Here is a 22,795-nt window from a genome sequence, read left to right on the forward strand (position 1 = left end):
GCGCGCGACTCGGTTTCAAGTCACCCTGACGTAGCTCGTCATGCCCGATTTCTGATGCTCGATGATGTGGCAGTGCAGCAGCCAGTCGCCGGGATTGTCGGCGACCAAGCCGAGGCTGACCTTCTCGTTGGGCTGGATGAGATAGGTGTCGGAAATCAGCGGCTCAATTTGCCGCGTCGAGGATGACAGCACCTTGAAGCTCATGCCGTGCAAATGCATCGGATGCGATTGCGGCGTCAGGTTCTCCATGTCGATGACATAGCTCCTGCCACGCTTCAATTCGGCCAGCGGCGCGGTCGGATCCGGCGTGTCACCCGGCCACGGCACCTTGTTGATGGCCCAGAAACTGTAGCCGAGCGAACCGCATATGCCGTCGCCCGGAACGTTCTCGGCCGTGGCGCTGAGGGCCAGCGAAATATGCCGGGCCGCGCCGAGATCGACCTCCGCCACCGGATTGGCCTCCAGCGGCGCGATATCGCGAATGTCGCGCCTCAGCGACTGGCCGGCCGCACGCAAGGTCGCCAGCACCTTGGGTTTGGTGCCCCTGACGTCCCGCAGGCTCACCACCGCGCCCTCCTCGTCGGGCATGCGGATGGCGAGTTCCATGCGCTGTCCCGGGCCAAGCAGCAAGGCATCGGGCGAAAAACGCCGCGGCACAGGATTGCCATCCAGCGCGATCACCGTCGCCTGCGCGCCCTCGACGCGGAAGGCATAGATGCGCGTCACGTCGGTGATGGCGACGCGCAGCCGCACCAACCCGCCGGCCGGCGCGTCATAGTGCGGCTGGTCGAGCCAGTTGGCCGTGCGCACCGTGCCATAGGTGCCGGTTCTCGCGGCATCGCGCGGCCGGAACTGGTCGATGAACTGGCCGTCGTCGCCGAGACGCCAGTCGCGCAGATTGAGGACGATTTCGGCATCGAATTTCGGATCGTTCGGGTTCTCGACCACAATCACGCCGGTCAGGCCGTGTCCCATCTGCTCCAGCGTGTTGCAATGCGGGTGGTACCAGAAAGTGCCGGCATCGGGCGGCGTGAAGGCATAATCGAAGTGATCGCCGGTATAGACATAGGGCTGGACCAGGAACGGAACGCCGTCCATGCTGTTGGGGACCCGAACGCCGTGCCAGTGGATCGTCGTCGGGTCATCGATGGCGTTGACGAGCCGGGCGGCGAAGGGCTCGCCCTTTTTCATCCTCAGCACCGGCGGCATTCCGGCGCTGCCATAGGTCAGCACGTCCCTGGTCGGGCCGACCTCCATCAGCTTGGCCTGGATTTTGGCCGTCCGCAGCACCACCGGCTCGGGCGTGGCGGCGGCCCAGCCGCCAAGCCTGCCCATCGCGGCGAGCCCGCCCACACCGGCAACAGCGGCCGATTTCAGAAGCCGACGGCGTGTGATCAAGCTCATGCTGCGCTCCAGCGGGAAGCCCTCGGAATCGCCGACTTGAATCACGATCGGACGGCCAGCGCAAATGCCGATATCGGCATATGCGTCTCGATGAAGCCGCGGCCAGCGCCGTCTGCGCGGACGCGCTTCGCCCCGCCGTCTCGGCGGGAACGTGTATGCCGAATTTTCTCATCTTCAATGAGAGGAACGGACGGGCTAGCCGACGCGCGACCGGATTGTGCGACTGTGCGCGATCCGGTGCCAGACCATGTCGTTGAAGCCCCGATTCGTAAGATATTGCCGGCAAACGGGAACCAACCTTGCGCGAAATCCTCGGATTCAGGTGCCGGGATGCGCCTTGTTTTTCCCATTGGTGCCGCAAAGACACAAGAACGGGGCGAATAGCGCTGAAAATATCGGATAGGCTGGTGCTGCGAGAGAGGATTGAACTCTCGACCTCTCCCTTACCAAGGGAGTGCTCTACCACTGAGCTACCGCAGCCGCTGATGGCGGGGCTTCTGCCATATCGAACCGGCAAGCGCAAGGCCAAGTGCAACGCATCTGTGAAAGCCTTGCCGGATAGGTTCTGATGACATGGCCGCGCCACAATGTTGGTTATGCCTGAATAGCGGGCTGGCCGGCCGCCGGCCAGGACGGGACAATGAACGACACGACAACTCCACCGAAAAAGGGCGGCACCGGCCGCAAGGACCGGCTGGCCGAGCAGCTGCGCGCGAATCTGCTAAAACGCAAGGCGCAGTCGCGCTCGCGGCGCGCCGGCGATGCCGACCAGCGGCCTGACGGGCTCGGCGCGGCGAAGGAAATACAAAAAGATTAACTCAAATCAGCCACTCTTGGGTCGGGTGCCAGGAAATCCTATTTCTTGAACCAGCTTGGCCGATGGTCTAGACGGGCCGATACTCAAACGATTGAAACCGGCTTTCGGGGCCGAGGGGATAGTTTTCATGGATCGCATCAGAATTGTCGGCGGCAACAAGCTCGCCGGAAGCATTCCGATCTCGGGCGCGAAAAACGCCGCCCTGCCGTTGATGATCGCGTCGCTTCTGACGGACGACACGCTGACGCTCGAAAACGTGCCGCATCTTGCCGATGTCGAGCAGCTGATCCGCATCCTGGGCAATCACGGCGTCGATTATTCGGTCAACGGACGCCGCGAAAAGCAGAATGAAGGCTATTCGCGCACCATCAATTTCTCCGCCCGCAACATCGTCGACACGACGGCCCCCTACGAACTGGTGTCGAAGATGCGCGCTTCGTTCTGGGTCATCGGCCCGCTGCTGGCCCGCATGGGCGAGGCCAAGGTGTCGTTGCCGGGCGGCTGCGCCATCGGCACGCGGCCGGTCGACCTGTTCCTGGAAGGCCTGCAGGCGCTGGGCGCCGACATCGACGTCGACACCGGCTACGTCATCGCCAAGACCAGGAACGGCCGCCTCGTCGGCAACCGTTACGTCTTTCCGAAAGTGTCGGTCGGCGCCACCCATGTGCTCATGATGGCCGCGTCGCTCGCCAAGGGCGAGACGGTGCTCGAAAACGCCGCCTGCGAGCCCGAGATCGTCAACCTCGCCGAATGCCTCAATGCCATGGGCGCCAAGATTTCCGGCGCCGGCACGCCGACCATCACCATCGACGGCGTCGAGGCGCTGTCGGGCGCGCGCGTGCGTGTCATCCCGGACCGCATCGAGACCGGAACCTATGCCATGGCCGTCGCCATGACCGGCGGCGACGTCGTGCTCGAAGGCGCGCGTCCCGACCTGCTGCAGACCGCGCTGGACGTGATCTCGCAGACGGGCGCCGAGATCACGCAGACGAATTCCGGCATCCGCGTCAAGCGCAACGGCGCCGGCATTTCGCCGGTCGACGTGACGACGGCGCCCTTCCCGGCCTTCCCGACCGACCTGCAGGCGCAGTTCATGGGGCTGATGACCATGGCCAAGGGCAAGTCGCGCATCACCGAGACGATCTTCGAAAACCGCTTCATGCATGTGCAGGAACTGGCGCGCCTGGGCGCCCACATCACGCTTTCGGGCCAGACGGCGATCGTCGAGGGCGTGCCGAAATTGAAGGGCGCGCCTGTCATGGCGACCGACCTTCGCGCTTCCGTTTCGCTGGTCATCGCCGGCCTGGCGGCCGAAGGCGAAACCACGGTGAACCGCGTCTATCATCTCGACCGCGGCTTCGAGCGGCTGGAAGAAAAGCTGTCCAATTGCGGCGCCGTGATCGAGCGGATTTCGGCTTAGGCCGATCCCAGCCCGCCTCACGGCTGCGCGGACCGGAACGACCTCCGGATTCCTGCTCGAGCATGATCTTTTCCGAAAAGCGGTTTCCACTTTTCGGGATCATGCTCTAACAGAAGGCTGAACAGTCAATTTTCAGGTGCGAAATCCGCATGAACGGCCTCAAGCTTATCGCCCTCGACGACCAGGACCTGAGCATCGTCTCCGCCCATGTCCAGGACGCCGTGATGAAAGTCTCGGACCTTGAATACCTTCCCGCGGCCAAGCGTTTCGTGCTGACCATGAACCGTTTCGTCTGGGAGGCCAAATCGGGCTTCTTTCGCCAGCACAACGAGCGGCGCCAGGCCGTGCTGCATTTCGATCGGGTTCTGGGCGCCAAGACCAGCGGCATTGCCCGCGACAAGCCGGCCGAAGTGCTGTCGCTGCTGGCGATCAGCTTCATCGAGATCAGCAAGCCGGCCGGCATCGTCGAGCTGATCTTTTCAGGAGGCGGCGCGATCATGCTCGATGTCGAATGCATCGAGGCCCGCCTTGCCGATGTCGGCGGCGCGTGGGACGCCACGTCGCGTCCCGTGCACAGGGCCTGAGCGATGGCCATCACGCTTCGCCAGTCCGACACCGATTTCGAACAGCGTTTCGCCGCTTTCCTCACCACCAAGAGGGAAGTGTCGGCCGATGTCGACGCGGCCGTGCGCCAGATCATCGCGCGCGTGCGCGCCGACGGCGACGCCGCCCTCGTCGACTTTACCAGACGCTTCGACCGGGCCGACCTCAGGGAACTCGGCATTGCCGTGTCGAAGGACGAGATCGCCCGCGCCTATGCCGCTTGCGACCACCAGACGATCGAGGCGCTCGAATTCGCGCGCGACCGCATCCGCGCCTATCACGAGCGGCAGCGGCCGAAGGACGACCGCTTTACCGATGCCGCGGGCGTCGAGCTCGGCTGGCGGTGGACCGCGGTCGAGGCGGTCGGGCTTTACGTGCCGGGCGGCACTGCGAGCTATCCGAGTTCGGTGCTGATGAACGCCATACCGGCCAAGGTCGCCGGCGTGGAGCGCATCGTCATGGTGGTGCCGGCACCGGGCGGCATCATCAATCCGCTTGTGCTGGTGGCCGCCGACCTTGCAGGCGTGCCGGAAATCTATCGCGTCGGCGGCGCCCAGGCGATCGCTGCCCTGGCCTATGGCACCGAGACGATAAAGCCGGTCGCCAAGATCGTCGGCCCTGGCAATGCCTATGTCGCGGCGGCCAAGCGCCAGGTGTTCGGCACGGTCGGCATCGACATGATCGCCGGCCCCTCGGAAGTGCTCGTCGTGGCCGATGGCGACAATGATCCAGACTGGATCGCCGCCGATCTCCTGGCCCAGGCCGAACATGATGCGTCGGCGCAGTCGATCCTGATCACCGACGATCCGGCCTTTGGCAAGGCGGTTGCGGAGGCGGTCGAACGGCAGTTGCCGGGCCTGCCGCGGGCGGCGACGGCGGCGGCGAGTTGGCGCGATTTCGGCGCGGTGATCGAGGTCGAGGCGATCGAGGCCGCGCTGCCGCTGGTCGACCGCATCGCGGCCGAGCATGTCGAACTGGCAATCGACGACGCCGAGGGTTTCCTGTCGCGGATGCACAATGCCGGTGCCGTGTTTCTCGGACGCCATACGCCGGAAGCCATCGGCGACTATGTCGGCGGTTCCAACCACGTGCTGCCGACGGCGCGCTCGGCGCGTTTCTCGTCAGGCCTTTCGGTACTCGATTTCGTCAAGCGCACCTCGATCCTGAAGCTCGGGCCCGAGCAATTGCGGGCGCTGGGGCCCGCCGCGATCGCGCTGGCCAAGGCGGAAGGGCTCGACGCGCATGGACGCTCCGTCGCTATCCGGCTGAACATGTAGGCGCCATGTCGGGCTCCGATCAAACCCGTGCGAGGCTGATCGATGTCGAACTCGATGAATCGATCGGCCGTTCGACGCCCGACGTCGAGCACGAACGCGCGGTGGCGATCTTCGACCTGATCGAGGAGAACAGTTTTCAACCGGTCAACGACAGCGGCGCCGGCCCCTACCGGCTGAAGCTGTCGCTGGCCGAGTCCCGCCTGGTTTTCGCCGTGACGCGCGACGACGGTTCCGCCGTGGTCACCCATATCCTGTCGCTGACGCCGCTCAGGCGCATCGTCAAGGACTACTACCTGATCTGCGAAAGCTATTACGACGCCATTCGCTCCTCGACGCCGAGCCATATCGAGGCGATCGACATGGGTCGCCGCGGCCTGCACAATGAGGGTTCGCAGACGTTGATGGACCGGCTCGCCGGCAAGATCGACATCGATTTCGACACGGCGCGCCGGCTGTTCACGCTGGTCTGCGTGCTCCATTGGCGGGGTTAACCCCTGACCGCCGGCGCGCCGCCCCGTTCGATCCTGTTCCTGTGCGGCATGAATGCCGTGCGCTCGCCGATGGCCGAGCTGTTGGCGCGGCGCATGCTGCCGGCCACCACCTTCGTCGCCTCGGCGGGCGTGCGCAGCGGCGAGCGTGACCCGTTCGTCGATGCCGTGCTTGCCGAGGAAGGCCTGTCGCTGGGCGAGCGCCACCCAAGGACGATGGACGAACTGGAAGACGACTATTTCGATCTCATCGTCACGCTCGCGCCGGAGGCGCACCATGCCGCGCTGGAGCTCACCCGCTCGCTCGCCGTCGAGGTCGAATACTGGCCGACGCCGGACCCCACCGGCGCCGGCGGCACGCGCGAGCAGATCATCGCGGCCTATCGCGATGTGCGCGAACGGCTGAAGTTGCGCATAGGCCGACGTTTTTTGCTTCCGGAAGCAAAAAACGCGACGGATTAAGCGTGTTCACAAGCCGACGATTATCATATAGGTTCCGCCGAATTTCCGGCTGGAGTCGGATGCGGTTGGGTCTCTTCGACCTGACAGGATCCGACTCCAGATCAAAGAAGTAGAGCATGATGTCGTCCGAAAACCGCTTCACACTTTTCGGCATCATGCTCTAAACGCCGGGAAACCATCCAAGCAAAGGTATCGAATGCCGAAGGAAGAAGTCCTCGAGTTTCCGGGTGTCGTCACGGAACTGCTGCCCAACGCCATGTTCCGGGTGAAACTCGAAAACGAACACGAAATCATAGCCCATACGGCCGGCCGCATGCGCAAGAACCGCATCCGCGTGCTGACCGGCGACAAGGTTCTGGTCGAGATGACGCCTTACGACCTGACCAAGGGCCGCATCACCTATCGTTTCAAGTAAGATCAAGGCCGACTGGTCCGCGATGAGCATTTTGCTGAAGCTGGTGCTTGCCTCGGGTTCGCCGCGCCGCATCGAACTGTTGCAGCAGGCCGGCATCGAGCCGGACCGCATACTGCCTGCCGACATCGACGAGGCGCCGCTGCGTGCCGAGCATCCGCGCTCGCTGGCCAAAAGGCTTTCGAAGGAAAAGGCCGAAAAGGCGTTCGCCGCGCTGAAGTCGGAAACCGACTACGCGCCGGCCTTGGTGCTGGCCGCCGACACGGTGGTCGCCGTCGGGCGGCGCATCCTGCCCAAGGCCGAGACGCTCGACGATGCCGCCAATTGTCTCGGATTGCTGTCGGGGCGTTCGCACCGGGTCTATTCCGGCATCTGCCTGATCACGCCCGGCGGCAAACTGCGCCAGCGGCTTGTCGAGACGCGGGTGCGGTTCAAGCGGCTGCCGCGCGAGGAGATCGACGCCTATGTCGCGTCGGGGGAATGGCGCGGCAAGGCCGGCGGCTATGCCGTACAGGGGCTTGCGGGCGCTTTCGTCGTCAAGCTGGTCGGCTCCTACACCAATGTGGTCGGCTTGCCGCTTTACGAGACCGTCGCGTTGCTTTCGGGCGAAGGCTTCAAAGTCCATCAAAACTGGTCCACGGCGCGGCCATGAGCTCGGACGACAAGGTGACGCCGCTGCGGCCAAAGCGCCCCTGCCCCGAATGCGGCAAGCCTTCGGCGCGCGAGACCTATCCGTTCTGCTCGAAGCGCTGCAAGGACATCGACCTCAACCGCTGGCTGAAGGGCGCCTATGTCATCAAAGCCCGCGACGACGAGGAAGAACCAGACGCCGACGAGCCGAAATGAGAGACCGAGCCCATCAGGCAGCTTCAGTCTTGCGGCTTGTCCGCGCCCAGGCTGGCAGCCAGTCGCCGTGAGCGGCAAGAAGCTCATCCACCAGTGACCAGATCTGGTCGAGATCGAGCTCGGCTGCCGTGTGCGGATCCATCATCGCCGCATGATAGATGTGTTCCCGGTTCTCGCTCATCAGCGCCCGCACCGTCAGTTCCTGCACGTTGATGTTGGTGCGGATCAGCGCCGTCAATTGCGGCGGCAGATCGCCGATGTAAGTCGGCTGGATGCCGGAGGCGTCGACCAGGCACGGCACCTCGGCGGCGCATTCGCGGGGCAGCGAGGTGATGCAGCCATTGTTTCGGACATTGCCGTAGATCACCGACGGCTCGCCGGTCCAGACCGAATTCATGATCGAGGAGGCATATTCCTTCGACTGCTCGACCTCGATGCGCTCGGCCGAGCGATAGGCTTCCGCCTGGCCCTTCCAGCGTTCGATCTGCTCGATGCAGCGCTTGGGATATTCATCCAGCGGAATGCCGTATTTCTCGATCAGGTCGGGACGGCCGCTCTTGATGAAATAGGGCGTGTATTCGGCGAAATGCTCGGAGCTTTCGGTGACGAAATAACCGAGCCGGGTCAGCATCTCGTAACGCACCTTGTTGGGGCAGCGCGGATTCCAGCCGGGCTTGGGCGCACGGCCCTCGCGATAGGCGCGCAGGAGATCTGGATAGAGGTCGCGGTAGGAGCCGTCGGGCTGGCGATGCTCGAACTTCAGGTAGAACGCCATGTGGTTGATGCCGGCCGAGCGATAGCGGATGTCCTCGTAGGAAAGATCGAGATCGTGCGCCAGTTCCATCGCCGTGCCCTGCACCGAGTGGCAGAGGCCGACCTGCCTGATCTCTGGATATCTCTCCGATATCGCCCAGGTGTTGATCGCCATCGGGTTGACGTATTGCAGCATGATCGCTTCGGGGCAGACGGCGAGCATGTCCTCGCAGATCTTCCACAGATGCGGAACGGTCCTCAAGCCTCGCATGATGCCGCCAACGCCGAGCGTGTCGGCGATCGTCTGGCGCAGGCCGTATTTCTTCGGCACTTCGAAGTCGGTGACGGTGCAGGGCTCGTAGCCGCCGATCTGGAAGGCGACGACGACGAAGTCGGCGCCGGCCAGCGCCTTGCGCTGGTCGGAATAGGTCTCCGCTTTCGCCTTCACGCCGAGCGTCGCGATCAGCTTGTTGACGACGACGGCACTCTCTTCCAGGCGCTGCGGATCGATGTCCATCAGCGCGATCGTCGCGCCCGAAAGCGCCGGCCGCTGCAGCACGTCGCCGACGATGTTCTTCATGAACACGGTCGAGCCGGCGCCGATGAAAGTGATCCTGGGATTTCTTGCCACGCTAACCTCCGGCATGTGTTCAGGCCACGTCGAAAGCGGCCCGGACGAGCCGTTCGGTGTAGGCGGTCTTGGGATTGGTGAGGACCTCGTCGACAGGTCCCTGTTCGACGATCTTGCCGTGCTGCATGACGATGACGCGGTGGCACAGAGCGCGCACCACCTTGAGGTCGTGCGAGATGAAGAGATAGCTCAAGCCACGCTCGTCCTGAAGCTTGCGCAAGAGATCGATGATCTGCGCCTGGACGGAGAGGTCCAGCGCCGAAGTCGGCTCGTCGAGCAGGATGAATTCGGGTTCCAATGCGATGGCTCGGGCGATGGCGATGCGCTGGCGTTGGCCGCCGGAGAATTCGTGGGGGAACCGTGAGAGAATGTCGCCCGGCATGCCGGCGCTGACCAGCGCCTCGCGCACGCGCTCGACCCGCTCGCGCCGCGTCGCCCCGATGCTATTGACGACCAGCCCTTCCTCGATGATCTGCCCGATCGTCATACGCGGGTTGAGCGAGGAGAAGGGATCCTGGAAGACGATCTGCATGCGCGACCGCAACGGCCGCATCTCATTGCGAGACAAACCTTGGATAGGCTGGCCGTCGAAACGGATCTCACCGCGCTTGGCATCGATCAGCCTCAGCAGCGCCTGGCCAAAAGTGGTCTTGCCGGAGCCGGATTCGCCGACCAGCCCCAGTGTTTCGTGGCGACAAAGCTTGAGATCGAGATCGTCGACGGCGACCAGCTCGCGCCAGTCCGGTTTGAGGAAAGTGCCGTGTCGCAGCATGAAGCAGACGCGTACCCCGTTCGCTTCGAGAATGGTGCCGGAGCCCTCCGGCAGCGGCTGTGGCCGCCCGCGCGGTTCGGAGGCAAGCAGTCGTTGCGTATAAGGATGCTGGGGATCGGAGAACAGACGTTCGGTGACGTTGTGTTCGCGCATTTCTCCATGCTGCATGACATAGACGTAGTCGGAGAATTTGCGCACGACCGTGAGGTCATGGGTGATCAGGATCACCGCCATACGCAGCTCTTTCTGCAGATTGCGGATCAGGTTCAGGATCTGAGCCTGGACGGTGACGTCGAGCGCCGTCGTCGGCTCGTCGGCGATGAGCACGTCGGGATCGTTGGCCAGCGCCATGGCGATCATCACGCGCTGGCGCTGGCCGCCCGAAAGCTGATGCGGATATTGCTTGAGCCGCGCGACCGGATCCGGGATCTGGACATGCTGCAGGAGTTCGAGCGCCCGTGCCCAGGCTTGCCGCCGGCCGACCTTGCGATGAACCCTGATCGCCTCGACGATCTGGCTGCCGATCGTGTAGATTGGATTGAGCGAGCTCATCGGCTCCTGGAAGATCATCGAGATGCGGTTGCCGCGCAGCTTGCGCCGGGCGCTCTCGGGGAACTTCAGGATGTTCTGCCCATCATAACAGACGGTCGATCTCGGCGACACGGTGGCGCGCCGGGACAGCAATCCCATGACGGTGCGCGCCGTCACCGATTTGCCGGAACCGGATTCGCCGACGATGGCAATCGTCTCGCCGCGATAGAGCTGGAACGAGACGTCCTTGACCGCCTCGACCGTGCCGTGCTCGACCTTGAAGGCGACCTCGATGTTGCGGGCATCGATCACGGGTTCTCCCTGGCGTCCGCCATGGTCATGCCGGACGGAAGGTGCGAAGGGTTCGGCGAGCGCGAGCGTCATCCCAGCCACCTCAATACGGATCGACGGCGTCGCGCAGCCCGTCGCCGAGCGCGTTGAAGGCAAAGACGGTGACCAGCACGAAACCGACCGGCGACAGGATCCAGGGATAAGTGCCGATGACCGAATAGGTCGCGGTGTCCTGCAGCATCAGCCCCCAGGAGATCAGCGGCGGCTTCACCGCGAAGCCGAGAAAACCGAGGAAGGATTCGAGCAGCACAACCGTGGGGATCGCCAACGTCACCGCGACGATCACATGGCTCATCACATTGGGGAAAATGTGCTGCATGATGATGCGCCGGTCGGTGGCGCCGACCGCCATGGCGGCGCGTACGTATTCAATGCGCGCCAGCGCCAACGTCTTGCCGCGCACCTCGCGCGACATCTGCGCCCAGCCCAGCGCCGACATCACGATGATGACGAAGGCGAGGAAGACGTTGGTGGGCGCGGTGACCGGGATCAGCGTCGTCAGCGCCAGATAGAGCGGCAGCTGCGGGAAGGCCAGCACGAGTTCGACGAAGCGCTGCATCCAGACATCGAACCGACCGCCGAAATAGCCGGAAGCCATGCCGACCGTAGTGCCGATGACGGTGATGATGAAGACCACCGTCAGCGCGATCATCAGCGAGACGCGCGAGCCATGGATGGCGCGCGAGAGCACGTCGCGTCCGAACTTGTCGGTGCCGAGGAAATGCACCGGCTGGCCGTCCATCGAGCCGAAGAAATGCCGGTTCGCCCCAATGAGCCCGAAGAGCCTGTAGGGCGCGCCCTCGACGAAGAAGCCGAGCAGTCTTGGATGATCATAGTCAGGGCCGACGATGGGCTGGAAGGTGACCGGATCGAGATCCGCCGAATCCGCCAGCGCATAGACCCTGGGCCGGGCGACGAAATTGCCGTCCCTGTCGTGGAAAACAGGGGTTTGCGGCGGCGCGAAGGCGACATCGGTCACCTTCGGATCCATCGGCGCCAGGAACTCCGCGAACACCGCCATAAGGATCAGCAGCACGACGAGCCAGAACCCCGCCATGCCGGTCCAGGAGCGCTTCAGCCGGCGCCAGACGAGCGCGGTGTAGCTCTCGTTGCCGCGCGCGGGTCTCTCGACAGGTCCTTCGGCCGGCAGCGGCGGTGGCGATGTATCGCGGGCCAGCATCTAGCTCTCCCCGAACTGACGCACGCGCGGATCGAGCAGGACCAGCAACATGTCGGCGATGATGTTGCCGACGATCAGCGTCGCCGACAGCACCATCATGAAAGTGGCGGTGACATAGACGTCGCCGACCGCCATCGAACCCACGATCGCCGGGCCGACGGTCGGCAGCGCGAAGATGATCGCCGTCTCGATTTCGCCGGTCAGCATGTAAGGCAGCACCACGCCCTGATACATGACCAGCGGATGCAGCGCATTGGGCACGGCGTGTCGCATGACGACGGCGCTGCCGGTCAGTCCCTTGGCCCTGGCCGTCTCGACATATTGCGCATTCAGCGTGTCGAGCAGATTGCCGCGCATGACGCGCATGTTGTAGGCGAGCCCGCCGAAGGTGGCGATCGCGACTACCGGCCAGACATGCTTGACCAGATCGACGAACTTTGCCCACGACCATGGCGCGCCGCCATATTGCGGCGAGAAGAAGCTGCCTATCTCCGAGACGTTGAACTGGAAGACCAGGAGATAGACGATGATCAGCGCCATCAGGAAGCGCGGCACCGTCATGCCGAGGAAGGAGATGGCCGAAAGTGTCGAGTCGATCCAGGTGTATTGCCGGGTCGCCGCCCAGATGCCGAAAGTGATGCCGAGCACCGAGGCGAGCAGATGGCACACAAGCGCCAGGATGAGGGTGCGCGGCAGGCGCTCGCCCACGACGTCGGCCACCGGCTTGTTGTAGTAGAGGCTGTAGCCGAAATCACCGCGGGTGACGATGCCGCCGATCCAGTTGAGATACTGGACGGGCAGCGGCTTATCGAGGCCATGTTCGATCCTGTAGGCGTTGGCCTGCGCGTCGGCTTCGGCGAAGGAAGCGCCGCCCTGGTTGATCAACTGCGAGCGGATGTAGTCGGCATAGTCACCGGGCGGTGCCTGGATGATGGCGAAGGTGACGAGGCTCAGTATGGCAAGGACCGGGATTGCCGACGCTATGCGCATGAGCAGAAATCGCAGCATGGACGGTCCGCTTCCTCGTCTTGCCGATCGCGTCTTTTTGGTGCGTTCGGAGGTTGCCTTTGTCCGGCCGCGCCAGCGGCGCGGCCGGAGGTCTCAGTCAGGGGAGGTAAACTTACATCGGTCCCTTGTCTCCAGGCTTGCCGGGCAGCTCTTCCGGGAACAATTCGTATTTCGCCTGCTTGTCGGCCGCCACGAAGACCCGTTCTCGGATGATCGAATCCTCTGCCCAGTTGAACATGTAGATCGGCGTGCCCTTTGGAACGTTGGAGAAGCGTTTGTTGACGATCAGCGCACCGGGATATTCCGTCAGGCCGATATTGTAGACGTGCTCCGTCGAAATCTTCTGGAAGTCTCTCATCAGGGCGGCGCGCTGATCATTGTCCTCAGACGTGACAAATTTGTTGACGATGTCGACGAGGTCCTTCTCGAAAGGCATCAGGTCGACCTCGCCGCTTTCAGGTGCGCGGTGATCCCAGCTGGTCTTGGGGCCGACGGGAGCGAGCTGCACGGTGTTCTGCACGACGGAGGTCAACTCCTGGTCGTTCCGCCGGATCAGCCAGTCGAAGCGCCCGGAATACTGCGAGGCATCGCGCTGCGTGCCGTTGAGGCCGTTTAGCACGATCCGCAGCCCGAGTTTCTCCATCTGGGCGACGACGCCTTCGGCGAGGCTCTTGTCGGTACCGTAATCATTGTTGACCAGCATGACGATCTCGACATTCTTGCCGCCGGCGGTGCCGGCCGGGAAGTTCACGAAACCGTCGCCATCGGTATCCTTGAGGCCGGCCTTGGCGAGTTCGGCCTTGGCGCCCTCGAGGTCGAAAGGATAGTAGACCGTCGACTTGCGGTCATAGAAGCTGGTGCCCGAGGAGAAGCCACCAGGATAAATGGCGGTGAACGGCCCCTTGACCAGCGAGTTGCCGAGTGCCTTGCGGTCGAGCGCCATGGTGACGGCCTTGCGGAAATCCTCGTTGCGGTTCAGCTCGCGGATCGCCTGGCCGCGCTCATCCGGGTTGCCCCAGCCATTGGCGGAAAAGTTCAGGCGCAGATTGTAGCCGATGAGCCGCGGGCCGAAGGCAAGACGGGCCGGCGCATTCGCCTCGGCAGCCCGCTTCAGCGAGGCGACGAAGTTCTCCGGCTGCTCCAGGTTGGAGAAGTCGCCCGAGCCGGCCACCGCTTGGACATCGCGATCGGCCCAGGTGGACAGCTTGTAGTGCAACTCGTTGAGGTAGGGCAGCTGGTTGCCCTTCTCGTCGACCTTCCAATAGTAAGGATTGCGGCGCATGACGATGATGTCGTCGGGCCGGTATTCGACCGGCACCCAGGCGCCCATGACCGGCATGTTCATATATTCCGGCGGGAAGGCGTTCTTGAACTGGTCGTAGGTGTTCTTCGAATATTTCGGATGTTGCGGCTTCAATATGCGCGCGGGGCCGGGGCAGAAAGTGCCGTAGGCCATTGCGTAGAGATACTGTTTCGGGAAGGCCTCCTTGAAGGTCCACTCGACGGTGTAGTCGTCGATCTTCTTCAGCGTCGTGCCGACGCCGAAGGTTTCCTGCGTCGCGCCGTTGAGTGGAGAGACATTGGGATCGATGACCTCGTCATCCCAGTAGAACATGACGTCGTCGGCGTTGAAGGGCGCGCCGTCGGACCATTTGGCGCCCTCGACAAGATGCATGGTGAGCTTGTGGCCATCCGTCGACCAATCCCAGCTTTTGGCGAGGTTGGGCAGCGGCTCGGTGTCCTTGGCCTCGACCTGGAACAGCGGCGCGGTGCGCGTCAGGCACTCGGATAGGCCGATGTCGATGCCGCCCCAGCCCTGCGTCTGGCCGGCGCCATAATTCCAGCCTTCCGGCCGCCCGCCGATGACATGGCGCATCGTGTCACCGTAGACACCGATGCCATCCGGCATGTTTCCCGTCTTGAAGACCAGCGGCTCCTTCGGCAGCCTGTCCTTCACCGGCGGCAGCTTGCCGGCCTTGACGTATTTCTCGGTCACCCAATCCGGCTCGTGATATTGCGGCAGCGCCTTGAACTCCAGGATGGAGTCACGCGGCACATAGGTGATCTTGCCTTCGGCCGGAAACGTCGCCGGTACCGGCGGGACCGTCGGCTCGGACGCGAAAGCGTTGAGCGCCGGAATGGAGACGCTCAGCGCCAGTCCCGCGACCATGCCAATGCTGCGTATGTTCCTCATTGTCTCCTCCCTCGTGTTCAGACGTTTTGTTTTGCTGCTGCTCGTCTTGTGCCTGGACGGCTGACTGCGGTGGATCTACCTCCCGTGGATGCGCCGTCGAACCCGGTTTTCAGCCAGCCTGCTTCAGCGCGGCCTTCTCGGCGCGCAACTCCTCGATCGAGCGGACGCTGCGCCGCGCGGCACCCGCCCATTCGCGGGTCTTGACCCTGGATTTGGACAACCGCTCTTTTGCCGCCGGAACCGCATGCGCATATTGCGGCAGCCAGGCCGCCTGGGCGACGACCATCTCGTCGACCATCTGCCAGACCTCTTCCGGCGTCGACACCGCGCCGACCAGCGGGTCATGCAGCACGGCGAGCTTGAGCAGGTCGATGTCGCCGGATATGGCGGCATGCACCGACATGCGCTGGACATTGATCGAGGACATGCAGGTCGCGGCACATGCCTCCGGCAAGGTGATGCCGGCCGCCATGTTGATGCCGAAGCGGTCGACGAAGCCGGGCGATTCGACGATGGCGTCCTGCGGCAAATTGGTGATGACACCATCATTCTTGACGTTGAAGTGGCCGCGATAGACGCGGTTGGTCTCCAGCGCCTCCAATATGTGGCTGGCATGCTCGTTGGAGCGCTTTGACGGATCGATCGGCTTCGACGCCGCCTCGAGGAATTGCGGATACTCCGTCTCGAACCAGTTGCGGGTCTCGGTGGAATAACGGAGATAGCCGCCCGTCTCGCCATGGATCCAGTCGGACATGTCGATCCAGCGGGTGATCTCGTCCGGACGCTTGCGGTACCAGGGAAGGTACTCGGACAAATGGCCGTTGCTTTCCGTCGAATAGACGCCGAAGCGCTTCAACACGTCTATGCGCAGCTTTTCCTGCCTGGAATAGACCGGATGCGCCTCGAAGGCGGCGACCAGCTCGTCCTTGCCGATTTCGCGGCCGTTCAGGCGCAGCTCGATGAACCAGGTCTGGTGGTTGATGCCGGAACAGACATAGTCGAGTTCCCGAGGCGACTTCGCGCCCAGCACCTCGGCGATCTGCTCGGCGCCGTGCTGAACGCCGTGGCACAGCCCGACCGTGTCGACCTTGCCGTACTCGATCGCCGCCCAGGTGTTCATCGCCATCGGGTTGGCATAGTTGAGGAATTTCGCATCGGTCTCGGCGACCTCGCGTATATCCTTGCAGAAATCGAGGATCACCGGGATGTTGCGCTGGCCATAGAGGATGCCGCCGGCGCAGATCGTGTCGCCGACGCATTGGTCGATGCCATATTTCAAGGGGATCCTGATATCGTCGCCATAGGCTTCGAGGCCACCGACCCGCACACAGCTGATGACATAACGTGCGCCCTCGAGCGCCTTGCGGCGGTCTGTCGTCGCCGTCACTTTGGTCGGCAATTTGTTGGCTTCGACGATCCGGTCGAGGATCGCCTTGATCATCTGGAGATTGTGCTCGCTGACATCGGTCAGCGCGAATTCGATGCCCTTGAACTCCGGCACGCACAATATGTCGGTGAACAGCTTCTTGGTGAATCCGACGCTGCCGGCGCCGATAATAGCGATTTTGAAACTCATCACCTTCACCTCGATCCGATCGAATGCTAGGCAAGGAGCAGCAAGGGAGGACATAGCCACACGCCAAGGCGCGCGTGCCAATCGAGCCGGATTCCGGCTTTTCTCCTCCCGCCCGCTCCTCGACCGCGGGTTCTTCGCGTTCTTGAGGAGCCGATTATGCGCTTATTCGCGAGCGCGACCAGAGAAGGATTATGCTTTCAAGGGTAATTTTGTGCTGCGGGATCTGATCGCCAACGGACAGTCGATGCGCACGATCTCGCTGCCGCGCGGTCGCCAGCGCCTGCATGCCATGCCGACGAGCACCGGCTACGAAGTGCGCGAGGGCGAAATCTACGATTGGGACGGGCGCAAGCGCGGCCAGACGCCATTCACCGTGCTCCAGCACACGATAAACGGAAGCGGCCGGCTTCGCTATGAGAACCGCAACTATCGCCTGCAGCAGAACGACACGCTGCTGGTGCTGGTGCCGCACAATCACCGCTACTGGCTGGCCAAGGACGAGCGCTGGGAATATTTCTGGATCTCGATGAATGGCGAGGAGGCGCTGCGCATCCACAAATCGATCCTCGACGTTTCGGGTCCGGTCTTTCGGCTGCAGCCGAAGACGATCGATCACCTCGCCGATTGCAGCCTGCGGCTCATCAACGGGGCCGTTTCGCCGGGGGCGGCGTCGGCGATCGCCTACGAGGCGGCGATGGCGCTCTATGACGATGTCTTCGGCTCGCATGCCTTTGCCGAAAAGCAGAGCGCCATGCAGCCGGTCATCGACCACATCAACGCCAATCTCGACAGGCGGCTACCGGTAGCGGACCTCGTCCAGATCAGCGGCCTCAGCCGGGCGCACTTCTCGCGCTGCTTCGCCGAGAGCGAAGGCATCCCGCCCGCGGAGTTCGTGCTGCAGCAGCGGCTGCAACGGGCCGCCAAGCTTTTGACCAAGGCTGACTTCCTGCCGGTGAAGGAAGTCGCCATCCTGTGCGGCTTCGAGGACGCGAACTATTTCTCGAAGGTCTTCCGCCGCTGTTACGGCATTAGCCCGGGCCAGTTCCGCACCACCGGCATGTATGCCAGCATGAGGGTTCCGGCCAGGCGCGACATCAGGGTGTCCGACGACGAGACCTGACCCCGTCGCCGTCAGCGCAGCCTTGGACGACATGCACTACGCCGCTTGCCGGCTACCGCCGTCCAGCCATTGGAGATCGGCAGGTGAAAGCGCGATGTCGAGGGCGCGCAAGCTGTCGTCCAGTTCGCCCAGCGTGCGCGGGCCGATCAACGGCACCGATGGGAAAGGCTGGTTGAGCACATAGGCGAGCGCGATATGGATCGGGCTCTTGCCCAGCCGCGCGGCAAGTTCGATCGCCCGGTCGCGGCGGCCGAAATTGCGCTCCGAGTACCAGACCCGCACCAGTTCTTCATTGTCGCGCCGGTCGCGCCCGGCGCGTTCGGTGAAGAAGCCGCGCCCCTGGCTCGACCAGGCGAAATTAGGCATCTGCCGCGCGGTCAGCCAGGCCTTCCAATCATCGGTGGAGGAGGTCACGCAACCGGCCCAGATCGGCTCCAGCATTTCGGCCAGCGAAAAATTGTTGGATAGCGCGCCCGGCTTCTGCTTGCCGGTGCGCTCGGCATAGGCGATCGCCTCGTCCATGCGCTGCATCGTCCAGTTCGAGCCGCCGAACGGGCCACGGATGCGGCCGGCCTTCACTTCGCGGTCCATGGCATCGACGAATTCGCCGACCGGCACGTCCGGATTGTCGCGATGCATGAAATAGATGTCGACATGATCGGTCTGCAGGCGGTCCAGCGACTGGCCAAGCTGCTTGCCGATCACGTCGGGATAGCAGAGCGGCGAATGCGCGCCCTTGGCGATGACCACCGACTGCTCGCGCACGCCACGGTTCTTCAGCCACTCGCCAAGCAGTTTTTCGGTGTAGCCGGCGCCATAGACAAAACCGGTGTCGAAGAGATTGCCGCCGGCCTCGAAGAAAGCATCGAGCAGGATCGAACCCGAGGAGAAGGTGCGGAAATCCTCGAAGCCGAGCGCCACCACCGAGGCCGGTTTAACCAAGCCAGGGATAGCACGCTTGCCGATCGCCGTTCCTGCGGACCGCAGAGGCCGGCCGGAGATGGTGTTGGTGCGCAGCGAAGCCTTCTCGATCTCGTACTCCAGCCCCACGGCCGCGCGCCATCTGTCGAGCACGCGCAATGTGCCGAGGCTGTCGGCCCAGGCCATGCCCGGCCAGGCGAATTCCTGCCGGCCGGCAAGGATGGCCTCGCCGGCGGCGTCGACCTCAAAGGAATAGACGTGACGCTTTTCGTTCACGCTGATGGTTTCGCGCACACCGTCCGCGCCGATCACATCGATCCGGCCCAAGCCGACATCGCGGTCGCCGCCGGCGAACCAGAAATCCGGCACCTCAATGCGGCCCCTGGTGCCGAAGATGCGCAGCACATTGTCCTGGTTGAGCGAGATGCTGCAGGAGACCTCGGCGAGGACGCCACCTGGAAAATGCAGCAGCGCGGACGCCCATTCGTCGACGCCGGACTGGCCAAGATGGGCAACGCCGGCCACCTTGTCCGGCTCGATGAACGGCTTGCCAGCCGCGGCGCCGGCAATCAGCCGCGCCATCGAGACGGGATAGCCGCCGACGTCCAGAATGCCGCCGCCGGCGAGGTCGTCGGCGTAGAGCCGATGCTGCGGCATGAAATCAGGCATGGCGAAGCCGAAGCTCGACTTGATCATCCTGATCTCGCCGATGACGCGGGATTTGATCAGTTCCACCAGCTTCAGCGTCTGCGGGTGCAGCCGGTACATGAAGGCCTCGCCGAGGAAGGTGCCGGCCTTGCGCGCGGCATGCATCATGGCGTCGGCCTCGAAGGCGGTCAGCGCCAGCGGTTTTTCGCACAGCACGTGCTTTCCCGCTTCCGCCGCCCGGATCGCCCATTGCGCATGGCCAGGGTGCGGGACCGAAATGTAGATCGCGTCGATTTCCGCGTCAGTGAGCAATGCTTCGTAGCCGTCGAGAATGCGCGCGCCGGGAAAGCTCTGCGCCAAGCACGGCTTGCCCGGATCGCGCGTACCGATGGCGACCAGCTTTCCGTTGCGGGAGCCGGCGACGCCGCCGGCGAAGGCCTTGGCGATGCTGCCCGGGCCAAGAATGCCCCAGCGGATGGGCGTGGTTGCAGTCATTGTCATTCTCCTTGCGGGATGGGAAAGGGCAGCCGATCAGCGCAGCCGCAGCCCTTTTTCGTCGAACAGGTAGGATTTGCGGATGGATACGATGATCTCTGATGTCTCGGGGACCCTGGCCGCGTCGCGCTGGATCACCACGTCCTCGCCATTGGCCGTTCGGGCGTAGAGAAAGCTCGTGCCGCCCAGGTGCTCGACCACATCGATGGTGACGGCAAGATCGGCGTCCCCCTCCCCGGCGCTGCCGAAATGTTCGGGTCGCACGCCAACGATGACCTTGCTGCCGATTTCAGACACCGCGCCCGTCAGCGGCTGCGTGATACGGGTCTTCTCCTGGCCAGCGAGTTCCACCGCGACGCCGCGCGCATCGCAGCCGACGACGCGGCCCTTGATGAAATTCATCTTCGGCGAGCCGACGAAACCGGCCACGAACTGATTGTCGGGATTGTCATAAAGGTCGAGCGGGCGGCCGATCTGCTCGACATGGCCGCCGCGCAGCACGACGATCCGGTCGGCGAGCGTCATCGCCTCGGTCTGGTCGTGCGTGACATAGACCATGGTGATGCCGAGCTCCTTGTGCAGGCGCGAGATCTCGACCCGCATCTGGACGCGCAGTTCGGCGTCGAGATTGGACAGTGGCTCGTCGAACAGGAACACCTGCGGCTCGCGCACGATGGCGCGGCCGATGGCGACGCGCTGGCGCTGTCCGCCGGACAGTTTCTTCGGGCGGCGGTCCATCAGTTCGCTGATGCGCAGGATCTCGGCCGCGCGCTTCACCCGCCGGTCGGTGTCGGCCTTCGGGTTGCCGGTCATGCGCAGTCCGAAGGAAAGGTTCTGCTCCACGTTCATATGCGGATAGAGCGCATAGGACTGGAAGACCATGGCGATGCCGCGGTCGGCCGGCTCGACATCGTTGACCACCTTGCCGCCGATGGCGATCTCGCCGTCGCTGATGTCCTCCAGCCCGGCGATCATCCTGAGCAGCGTGGACTTGCCGCAGCCGGAGGGACCAACAAAGACGACGAACTCGCCGTCCCTGATGTCGATATTGGCGCCATGGACGACCTCGAAGGAGCCGAAGCGCTTGACGACATTGTTGAGCGTGACGGTTGCCATGCCTACCCTTACTTGACGGCGCCGGCGGCAATGCCGGCAATGAAATGGCGTTGCAGCAGCACGAACACGATCAGCATCGGCACGGTCAGCATTACCGCGCCCGCCATGATGCCGCCCCACGACACTTTGGTAAGGCCGATCAGCGTGCCGAGCGCCACCGGCGCGGTCATCGCGCCCGGCTGGCTGTTGATCAAAAGCGGCCAGAGGTAATTGTTCCAGGACGCCAGGAACAGGATGATGCAAAGCGCGGCCAGCATCGGCCGCGCCAGCGGCAGCGCGATGAAGACGAAGATGCGCCACTCCTTCACGCCTTCGACGCGGGCGGCATCGAACAGGTCATCGGGCATCATGGAAAAGCTCTGCCGCATGAACAGCACGCCAAGCGAATTGAACAGCGGCGGCACGATCAGCGCCACCCAGGTGTTGGCGAGCTTGAAATCGCGCGCCACCATGATGAATTGCGGGATCAGCACCACCGCGTATGGAAGCGTGATGGTACCCAGGATGATGGCGACGACAACGCCCTTGCCGACGAAGCGGTAGCGGGCCAGCGCCCAGCCGGCCATGGAGGTCAGCAGCACCGACAGGAGGGTGTAGGTGACCGCCACCGACACCGAGATGCCTATCGCGCCGACAAAGTCGGTGTCGCGCTGGAGGTTGTTGAAATTGTCCACGAAATTGCCGTGCGGCAAAAGCTCGATGCCGGGGCTGAAGATGCCGTTGTCGGGCATGGTCGAGAACACGACCATCATCCACAGCGGAAACAGCCAGATCAGCGCCAGTGGCGTCAGGAAAAGATGCAGCAAGAGGCTGCGCCTCAGGCGAGCGGACGAGAGCGAACTCATTGCCTCTCCCTCGTCAGCCACAGTTGCACCAGCGTGATGGCGATCGCCAACCCCGCCATGGTGTAGGCGACGGCCGAGGCGTAGCCGAAATTGAGCGACCGGAAGCCTTGGCGATAGAGCAGCAGGCCGAGCGTCTCGGTGCCGCCGCCCGGCCCGCCGCGTTCGGTGATCAGGAACGGTTCGGTGAACAGCTGCATGGTGCCGATGATCGACAGCACGGTGCAGAACACGATGACCGGCTTCAACAGCGGCAAGGTGATGAAGAAGAACTGCTTGAGCTTGCTGACCCGGTCGAGCGTCGCCGCCTCGTATACATCCTCGGGGATGGACTGCATGCCGGCCAGAAGGATGATGGCGTTGTAGCCGGCCCAGCGCCAGGTGACCGCGATCATGATCAGCGCCATGGCTGGCGTGACATTGGAGAACCAGTCGATCTTGGGCAGCCCGACGCTGTTCAGGAGCTTGTTGATGATGCCGAAATCGAGATTGAACATCAGCCGGAACACCGCGGAGTAGGCGACCTCGCCGACGACGACCGGAGCGAAGAACGCGAAACGGTACAGCCCTCGCGCCTTCAAGAGCGGCGAGTTCAAAAGCACGGCCATAACCATCGCCAGCGCGATCATCACCGGCACCTGGATGACGAGGATGAGCAGCGTGTTCTTCAGCGCGTTGAAGAAGGCCGGATCGCCGATCAGCCGGCCCCAGTTGAAGCCGGGCGCAAAGCGCCAGGGCACGGTGCGCGTCGCCTGGAACGAGATCAGGAACGAAGAGATGATCGGCCATACCCAGAAGACGGAGAAGACCAGCAGGTAGGGCGCGAGGAAACGATAGGCCGTGGCGTTGCGGTTGCGCATCCTGCTCCTCCTTCTCTCGTCGGCGTTTCAAGCTGTGGTCCCCGCGCGCAGCGGGAACCGGTCCGTCG

Annotated in this window: 21 protein-coding genes and 1 tRNA gene; 10 read left to right on the forward strand and 12 right to left on the reverse strand. The window is 63.5% G+C overall.

From position 1 onward, the window contains the following. Positions 1-15 precede the first annotated feature (15 nt). Both LB551_RS27445 and LB551_RS27450 read right to left on the reverse strand, forming a co-directional pair. A complete protein-coding gene (locus LB551_RS27445; RefSeq protein WP_224661158.1) occupies positions 16-1,404 on the reverse strand; it encodes a multicopper oxidase family protein in 1,389 nt (462 codons plus the stop codon). Between the two features lie 405 nt (positions 1,405-1,809). Beyond that, positions 1,810-1,884 (reverse strand) — tRNA-Thr (locus LB551_RS27450). Between the two features lie 160 nt (positions 1,885-2,044). Between LB551_RS27450 and LB551_RS27455 the strand changes: the two genes are divergently transcribed. The 9 genes from LB551_RS27455 (at position 2,045) to yacG (ending at position 7,729) form a co-directional block, all read left to right on the forward strand. After that, positions 2,045-2,221 carry a hypothetical protein gene (locus LB551_RS27455; protein ID WP_224661159.1) on the forward strand — a complete coding sequence of 59 codons (177 nt, stop codon included), beginning with the start codon at positions 2,045-2,047 and terminating at the stop codon, positions 2,219-2,221. A gap of 127 nt (positions 2,222-2,348) precedes the next feature. After that, complete coding sequence (murA, locus tag LB551_RS27460) at positions 2,349-3,641, forward strand: UDP-N-acetylglucosamine 1-carboxyvinyltransferase (RefSeq protein WP_224661160.1); 1,293 nt, start codon at positions 2,349-2,351, stop codon at positions 3,639-3,641. A gap of 149 nt (positions 3,642-3,790) precedes the next feature. Next, positions 3,791-4,225 carry a DUF2948 family protein gene (locus tag LB551_RS27465; protein WP_224661161.1) on the forward strand — a complete coding sequence of 145 codons (435 nt, stop codon included), beginning with the start codon at positions 3,791-3,793 and terminating at the stop codon, positions 4,223-4,225. A 3-nt stretch (positions 4,226-4,228) separates the two neighbouring features. Continuing rightward, positions 4,229-5,521 (forward strand): histidinol dehydrogenase, encoded by a 1,293-nt coding sequence (gene hisD / locus LB551_RS27470; protein WP_224661162.1) that lies wholly within the window; start codon positions 4,229-4,231, stop codon positions 5,519-5,521. 5 nt (positions 5,522-5,526) lie between these two features. Continuing rightward, the gene (locus LB551_RS27475) at positions 5,527-6,012 is read left to right on the forward strand and encodes a UPF0262 family protein (RefSeq protein ID WP_224629554.1); all 486 of its coding nucleotides are present in this window, start codon (positions 5,527-5,529) and stop codon (positions 6,010-6,012) included. A gap of 48 nt (positions 6,013-6,060) precedes the next feature. After that, positions 6,061-6,471 carry a low molecular weight phosphatase family protein gene (locus tag LB551_RS27480; protein ID WP_263496077.1) on the forward strand — a complete coding sequence of 137 codons (411 nt, stop codon included), beginning with the start codon at positions 6,061-6,063 and terminating at the stop codon, positions 6,469-6,471. A 196-nt stretch (positions 6,472-6,667) separates the two neighbouring features. Then, on the forward strand, positions 6,668-6,886 hold the full coding sequence (gene infA / locus LB551_RS27485; RefSeq protein WP_006200926.1) for a translation initiation factor IF-1: 219 nt from the start codon (positions 6,668-6,670) through the stop codon (positions 6,884-6,886). A gap of 22 nt (positions 6,887-6,908) precedes the next feature. Further along, positions 6,909-7,535: a Maf-like protein gene (locus tag LB551_RS27490; protein WP_224661163.1), complete on the forward strand. Its 627-nt coding sequence runs from the start codon at positions 6,909-6,911 to the stop codon at positions 7,533-7,535. Continuing rightward, positions 7,532-7,729, forward strand: a complete 198-nt coding sequence (gene yacG, locus LB551_RS27495) for a DNA gyrase inhibitor YacG (protein ID WP_140552671.1) — start codon at positions 7,532-7,534, stop codon at positions 7,727-7,729. Before LB551_RS27490 ends, yacG begins: the two co-directional genes overlap by 4 nt. Positions 7,730-7,742: 13 nt before the next feature. On the opposite strand, the gene LB551_RS27500 is transcribed toward yacG, so the two are convergent. The 6 genes from LB551_RS27500 to LB551_RS27525 all read right to left on the reverse strand — a co-directional run bounded on the left by LB551_RS27500 (position 7,743) and on the right by LB551_RS27525 (position 16,725). Continuing rightward, positions 7,743-9,113 (reverse strand): alpha-glucosidase/alpha-galactosidase, encoded by a 1,371-nt coding sequence (locus LB551_RS27500; RefSeq protein ID WP_224661164.1) that lies wholly within the window; start codon positions 9,111-9,113, stop codon positions 7,743-7,745. A 19-nt stretch (positions 9,114-9,132) separates the two neighbouring features. Further along, a complete protein-coding gene (locus LB551_RS27505) occupies positions 9,133-10,800 on the reverse strand; it encodes an ABC transporter ATP-binding protein (protein ID WP_224661165.1) in 1,668 nt (555 codons plus the stop codon). Between the two features lie 10 nt (positions 10,801-10,810). Continuing rightward, positions 10,811-11,947 carry an ABC transporter permease gene (locus LB551_RS27510; RefSeq protein ID WP_224629537.1) on the reverse strand — a complete coding sequence of 379 codons (1,137 nt, stop codon included), beginning with the start codon at positions 11,945-11,947 and terminating at the stop codon, positions 10,811-10,813. Continuing rightward, entirely contained in the window at positions 11,948-12,955 is a 1,008-nt protein-coding gene (locus tag LB551_RS27515; protein WP_140686535.1) for an ABC transporter permease, read from the reverse strand. Positions 12,956-13,067: 112 nt separating this feature from the next. Further along, positions 13,068-15,149, reverse strand: coding sequence for an ABC transporter substrate-binding protein (locus LB551_RS27520; protein WP_224661166.1), 2,082 nt, complete (start codon positions 15,147-15,149; stop codon positions 13,068-13,070). A 109-nt stretch (positions 15,150-15,258) separates the two neighbouring features. Further along, the gene (locus LB551_RS27525; RefSeq protein ID WP_224661167.1) at positions 15,259-16,725 is read right to left on the reverse strand and encodes an alpha-glucosidase/alpha-galactosidase; all 1,467 of its coding nucleotides are present in this window, start codon (positions 16,723-16,725) and stop codon (positions 15,259-15,261) included. Between the two features lie 244 nt (positions 16,726-16,969). Here LB551_RS27525 and LB551_RS27530 point away from each other — a divergent pair, with 244 nt between their 5' ends. Further along, complete coding sequence (locus LB551_RS27530) at positions 16,970-17,845, forward strand: AraC family transcriptional regulator (RefSeq protein WP_318012769.1); 876 nt, start codon at positions 16,970-16,972, stop codon at positions 17,843-17,845. Positions 17,846-17,881: 36 nt separating this feature from the next. Here the strand turns inward: LB551_RS27530 and LB551_RS27535 are convergent, their stop codons facing one another. Genes LB551_RS27535 through LB551_RS27550 form a run of 4 tightly spaced genes read right to left on the reverse strand, consistent with a single transcriptional unit; the run spans position 17,882 to position 22,727 of the window. Then, positions 17,882-19,909, reverse strand: coding sequence for an aldo/keto reductase (locus LB551_RS27535; RefSeq protein ID WP_224661169.1), 2,028 nt, complete (start codon positions 19,907-19,909; stop codon positions 17,882-17,884). 36 nt (positions 19,910-19,945) lie between these two features. Continuing rightward, complete coding sequence (locus LB551_RS27540; protein WP_224661170.1) at positions 19,946-21,025, reverse strand: ABC transporter ATP-binding protein; 1,080 nt, start codon at positions 21,023-21,025, stop codon at positions 19,946-19,948. A gap of 8 nt (positions 21,026-21,033) precedes the next feature. Continuing rightward, positions 21,034-21,870: a carbohydrate ABC transporter permease gene (locus tag LB551_RS27545; RefSeq protein ID WP_224661171.1), complete on the reverse strand. Its 837-nt coding sequence runs from the start codon at positions 21,868-21,870 to the stop codon at positions 21,034-21,036. Continuing rightward, the gene (locus LB551_RS27550; protein ID WP_224661172.1) at positions 21,867-22,727 is read right to left on the reverse strand and encodes a carbohydrate ABC transporter permease; all 861 of its coding nucleotides are present in this window, start codon (positions 22,725-22,727) and stop codon (positions 21,867-21,869) included. Before LB551_RS27550 ends, LB551_RS27545 begins: the two co-directional genes overlap by 4 nt. Positions 22,728-22,795: the final 68 nt, after the last annotated feature.

Origin of the sequence: Mesorhizobium sp. BR1-1-2, assembly GCF_020165435.1 — a bacterium.
Classification (GTDB): Bacteria; Pseudomonadota; Alphaproteobacteria; order Rhizobiales; family Rhizobiaceae; genus Mesorhizobium.

Bases quoted from the DNA above. Each gene is read 5' to 3' on its own strand.
- LB551_RS27445 (WP_224661158.1), bottom strand. From the start codon at position 1,404: ATGAGCTTGATCACACGCCGTCGGCTTCTGAAATCGGCCGCTGTTGCC.
- LB551_RS27455 (WP_224661159.1), top strand. From the start codon at position 2,045: ATGAACGACACGACAACTCCACCGAAAAAGGGCGGCACCGGCCGCAAG.
- murA (WP_224661160.1), top strand. From the start codon at position 2,349: ATGGATCGCATCAGAATTGTCGGCGGCAACAAGCTCGCCGGAAGCATT.
- LB551_RS27465 (WP_224661161.1), top strand. From the start codon at position 3,791: ATGAACGGCCTCAAGCTTATCGCCCTCGACGACCAGGACCTGAGCATC.
- hisD (WP_224661162.1), top strand. From the start codon at position 4,229: ATGGCCATCACGCTTCGCCAGTCCGACACCGATTTCGAACAGCGTTTC.
- LB551_RS27475 (WP_224629554.1), top strand. From the start codon at position 5,527: ATGTCGGGCTCCGATCAAACCCGTGCGAGGCTGATCGATGTCGAACTC.
- LB551_RS27480 (WP_263496077.1), top strand. From the start codon at position 6,061: ATGAATGCCGTGCGCTCGCCGATGGCCGAGCTGTTGGCGCGGCGCATG.
- infA (WP_006200926.1), top strand. From the start codon at position 6,668: ATGCCGAAGGAAGAAGTCCTCGAGTTTCCGGGTGTCGTCACGGAACTG.
- LB551_RS27490 (WP_224661163.1), top strand. From the start codon at position 6,909: ATGAGCATTTTGCTGAAGCTGGTGCTTGCCTCGGGTTCGCCGCGCCGC.
- yacG (WP_140552671.1), top strand. From the start codon at position 7,532: ATGAGCTCGGACGACAAGGTGACGCCGCTGCGGCCAAAGCGCCCCTGC.
- LB551_RS27505 (WP_224661165.1), bottom strand. From the start codon at position 10,800: ATGACGCTCGCGCTCGCCGAACCCTTCGCACCTTCCGTCCGGCATGAC.
- LB551_RS27510 (WP_224629537.1), bottom strand. From the start codon at position 11,947: ATGCTGGCCCGCGATACATCGCCACCGCCGCTGCCGGCCGAAGGACCT.
- LB551_RS27515 (WP_140686535.1), bottom strand. From the start codon at position 12,955: ATGCTGCGATTTCTGCTCATGCGCATAGCGTCGGCAATCCCGGTCCTT.
- LB551_RS27520 (WP_224661166.1), bottom strand. From the start codon at position 15,149: ATGAGGAACATACGCAGCATTGGCATGGTCGCGGGACTGGCGCTGAGC.
- LB551_RS27525 (WP_224661167.1), bottom strand. From the start codon at position 16,725: ATGAGTTTCAAAATCGCTATTATCGGCGCCGGCAGCGTCGGATTCACC.
- LB551_RS27530 (WP_318012769.1), top strand. From the start codon at position 16,970: ATGCGCACGATCTCGCTGCCGCGCGGTCGCCAGCGCCTGCATGCCATG.
- LB551_RS27535 (WP_224661169.1), bottom strand. From the start codon at position 19,909: ATGACTGCAACCACGCCCATCCGCTGGGGCATTCTTGGCCCGGGCAGC.
- LB551_RS27540 (WP_224661170.1), bottom strand. From the start codon at position 21,025: ATGGCAACCGTCACGCTCAACAATGTCGTCAAGCGCTTCGGCTCCTTC.
- LB551_RS27545 (WP_224661171.1), bottom strand. From the start codon at position 21,870: ATGAGTTCGCTCTCGTCCGCTCGCCTGAGGCGCAGCCTCTTGCTGCAT.
- LB551_RS27550 (WP_224661172.1), bottom strand. From the start codon at position 22,727: ATGCGCAACCGCAACGCCACGGCCTATCGTTTCCTCGCGCCCTACCTG.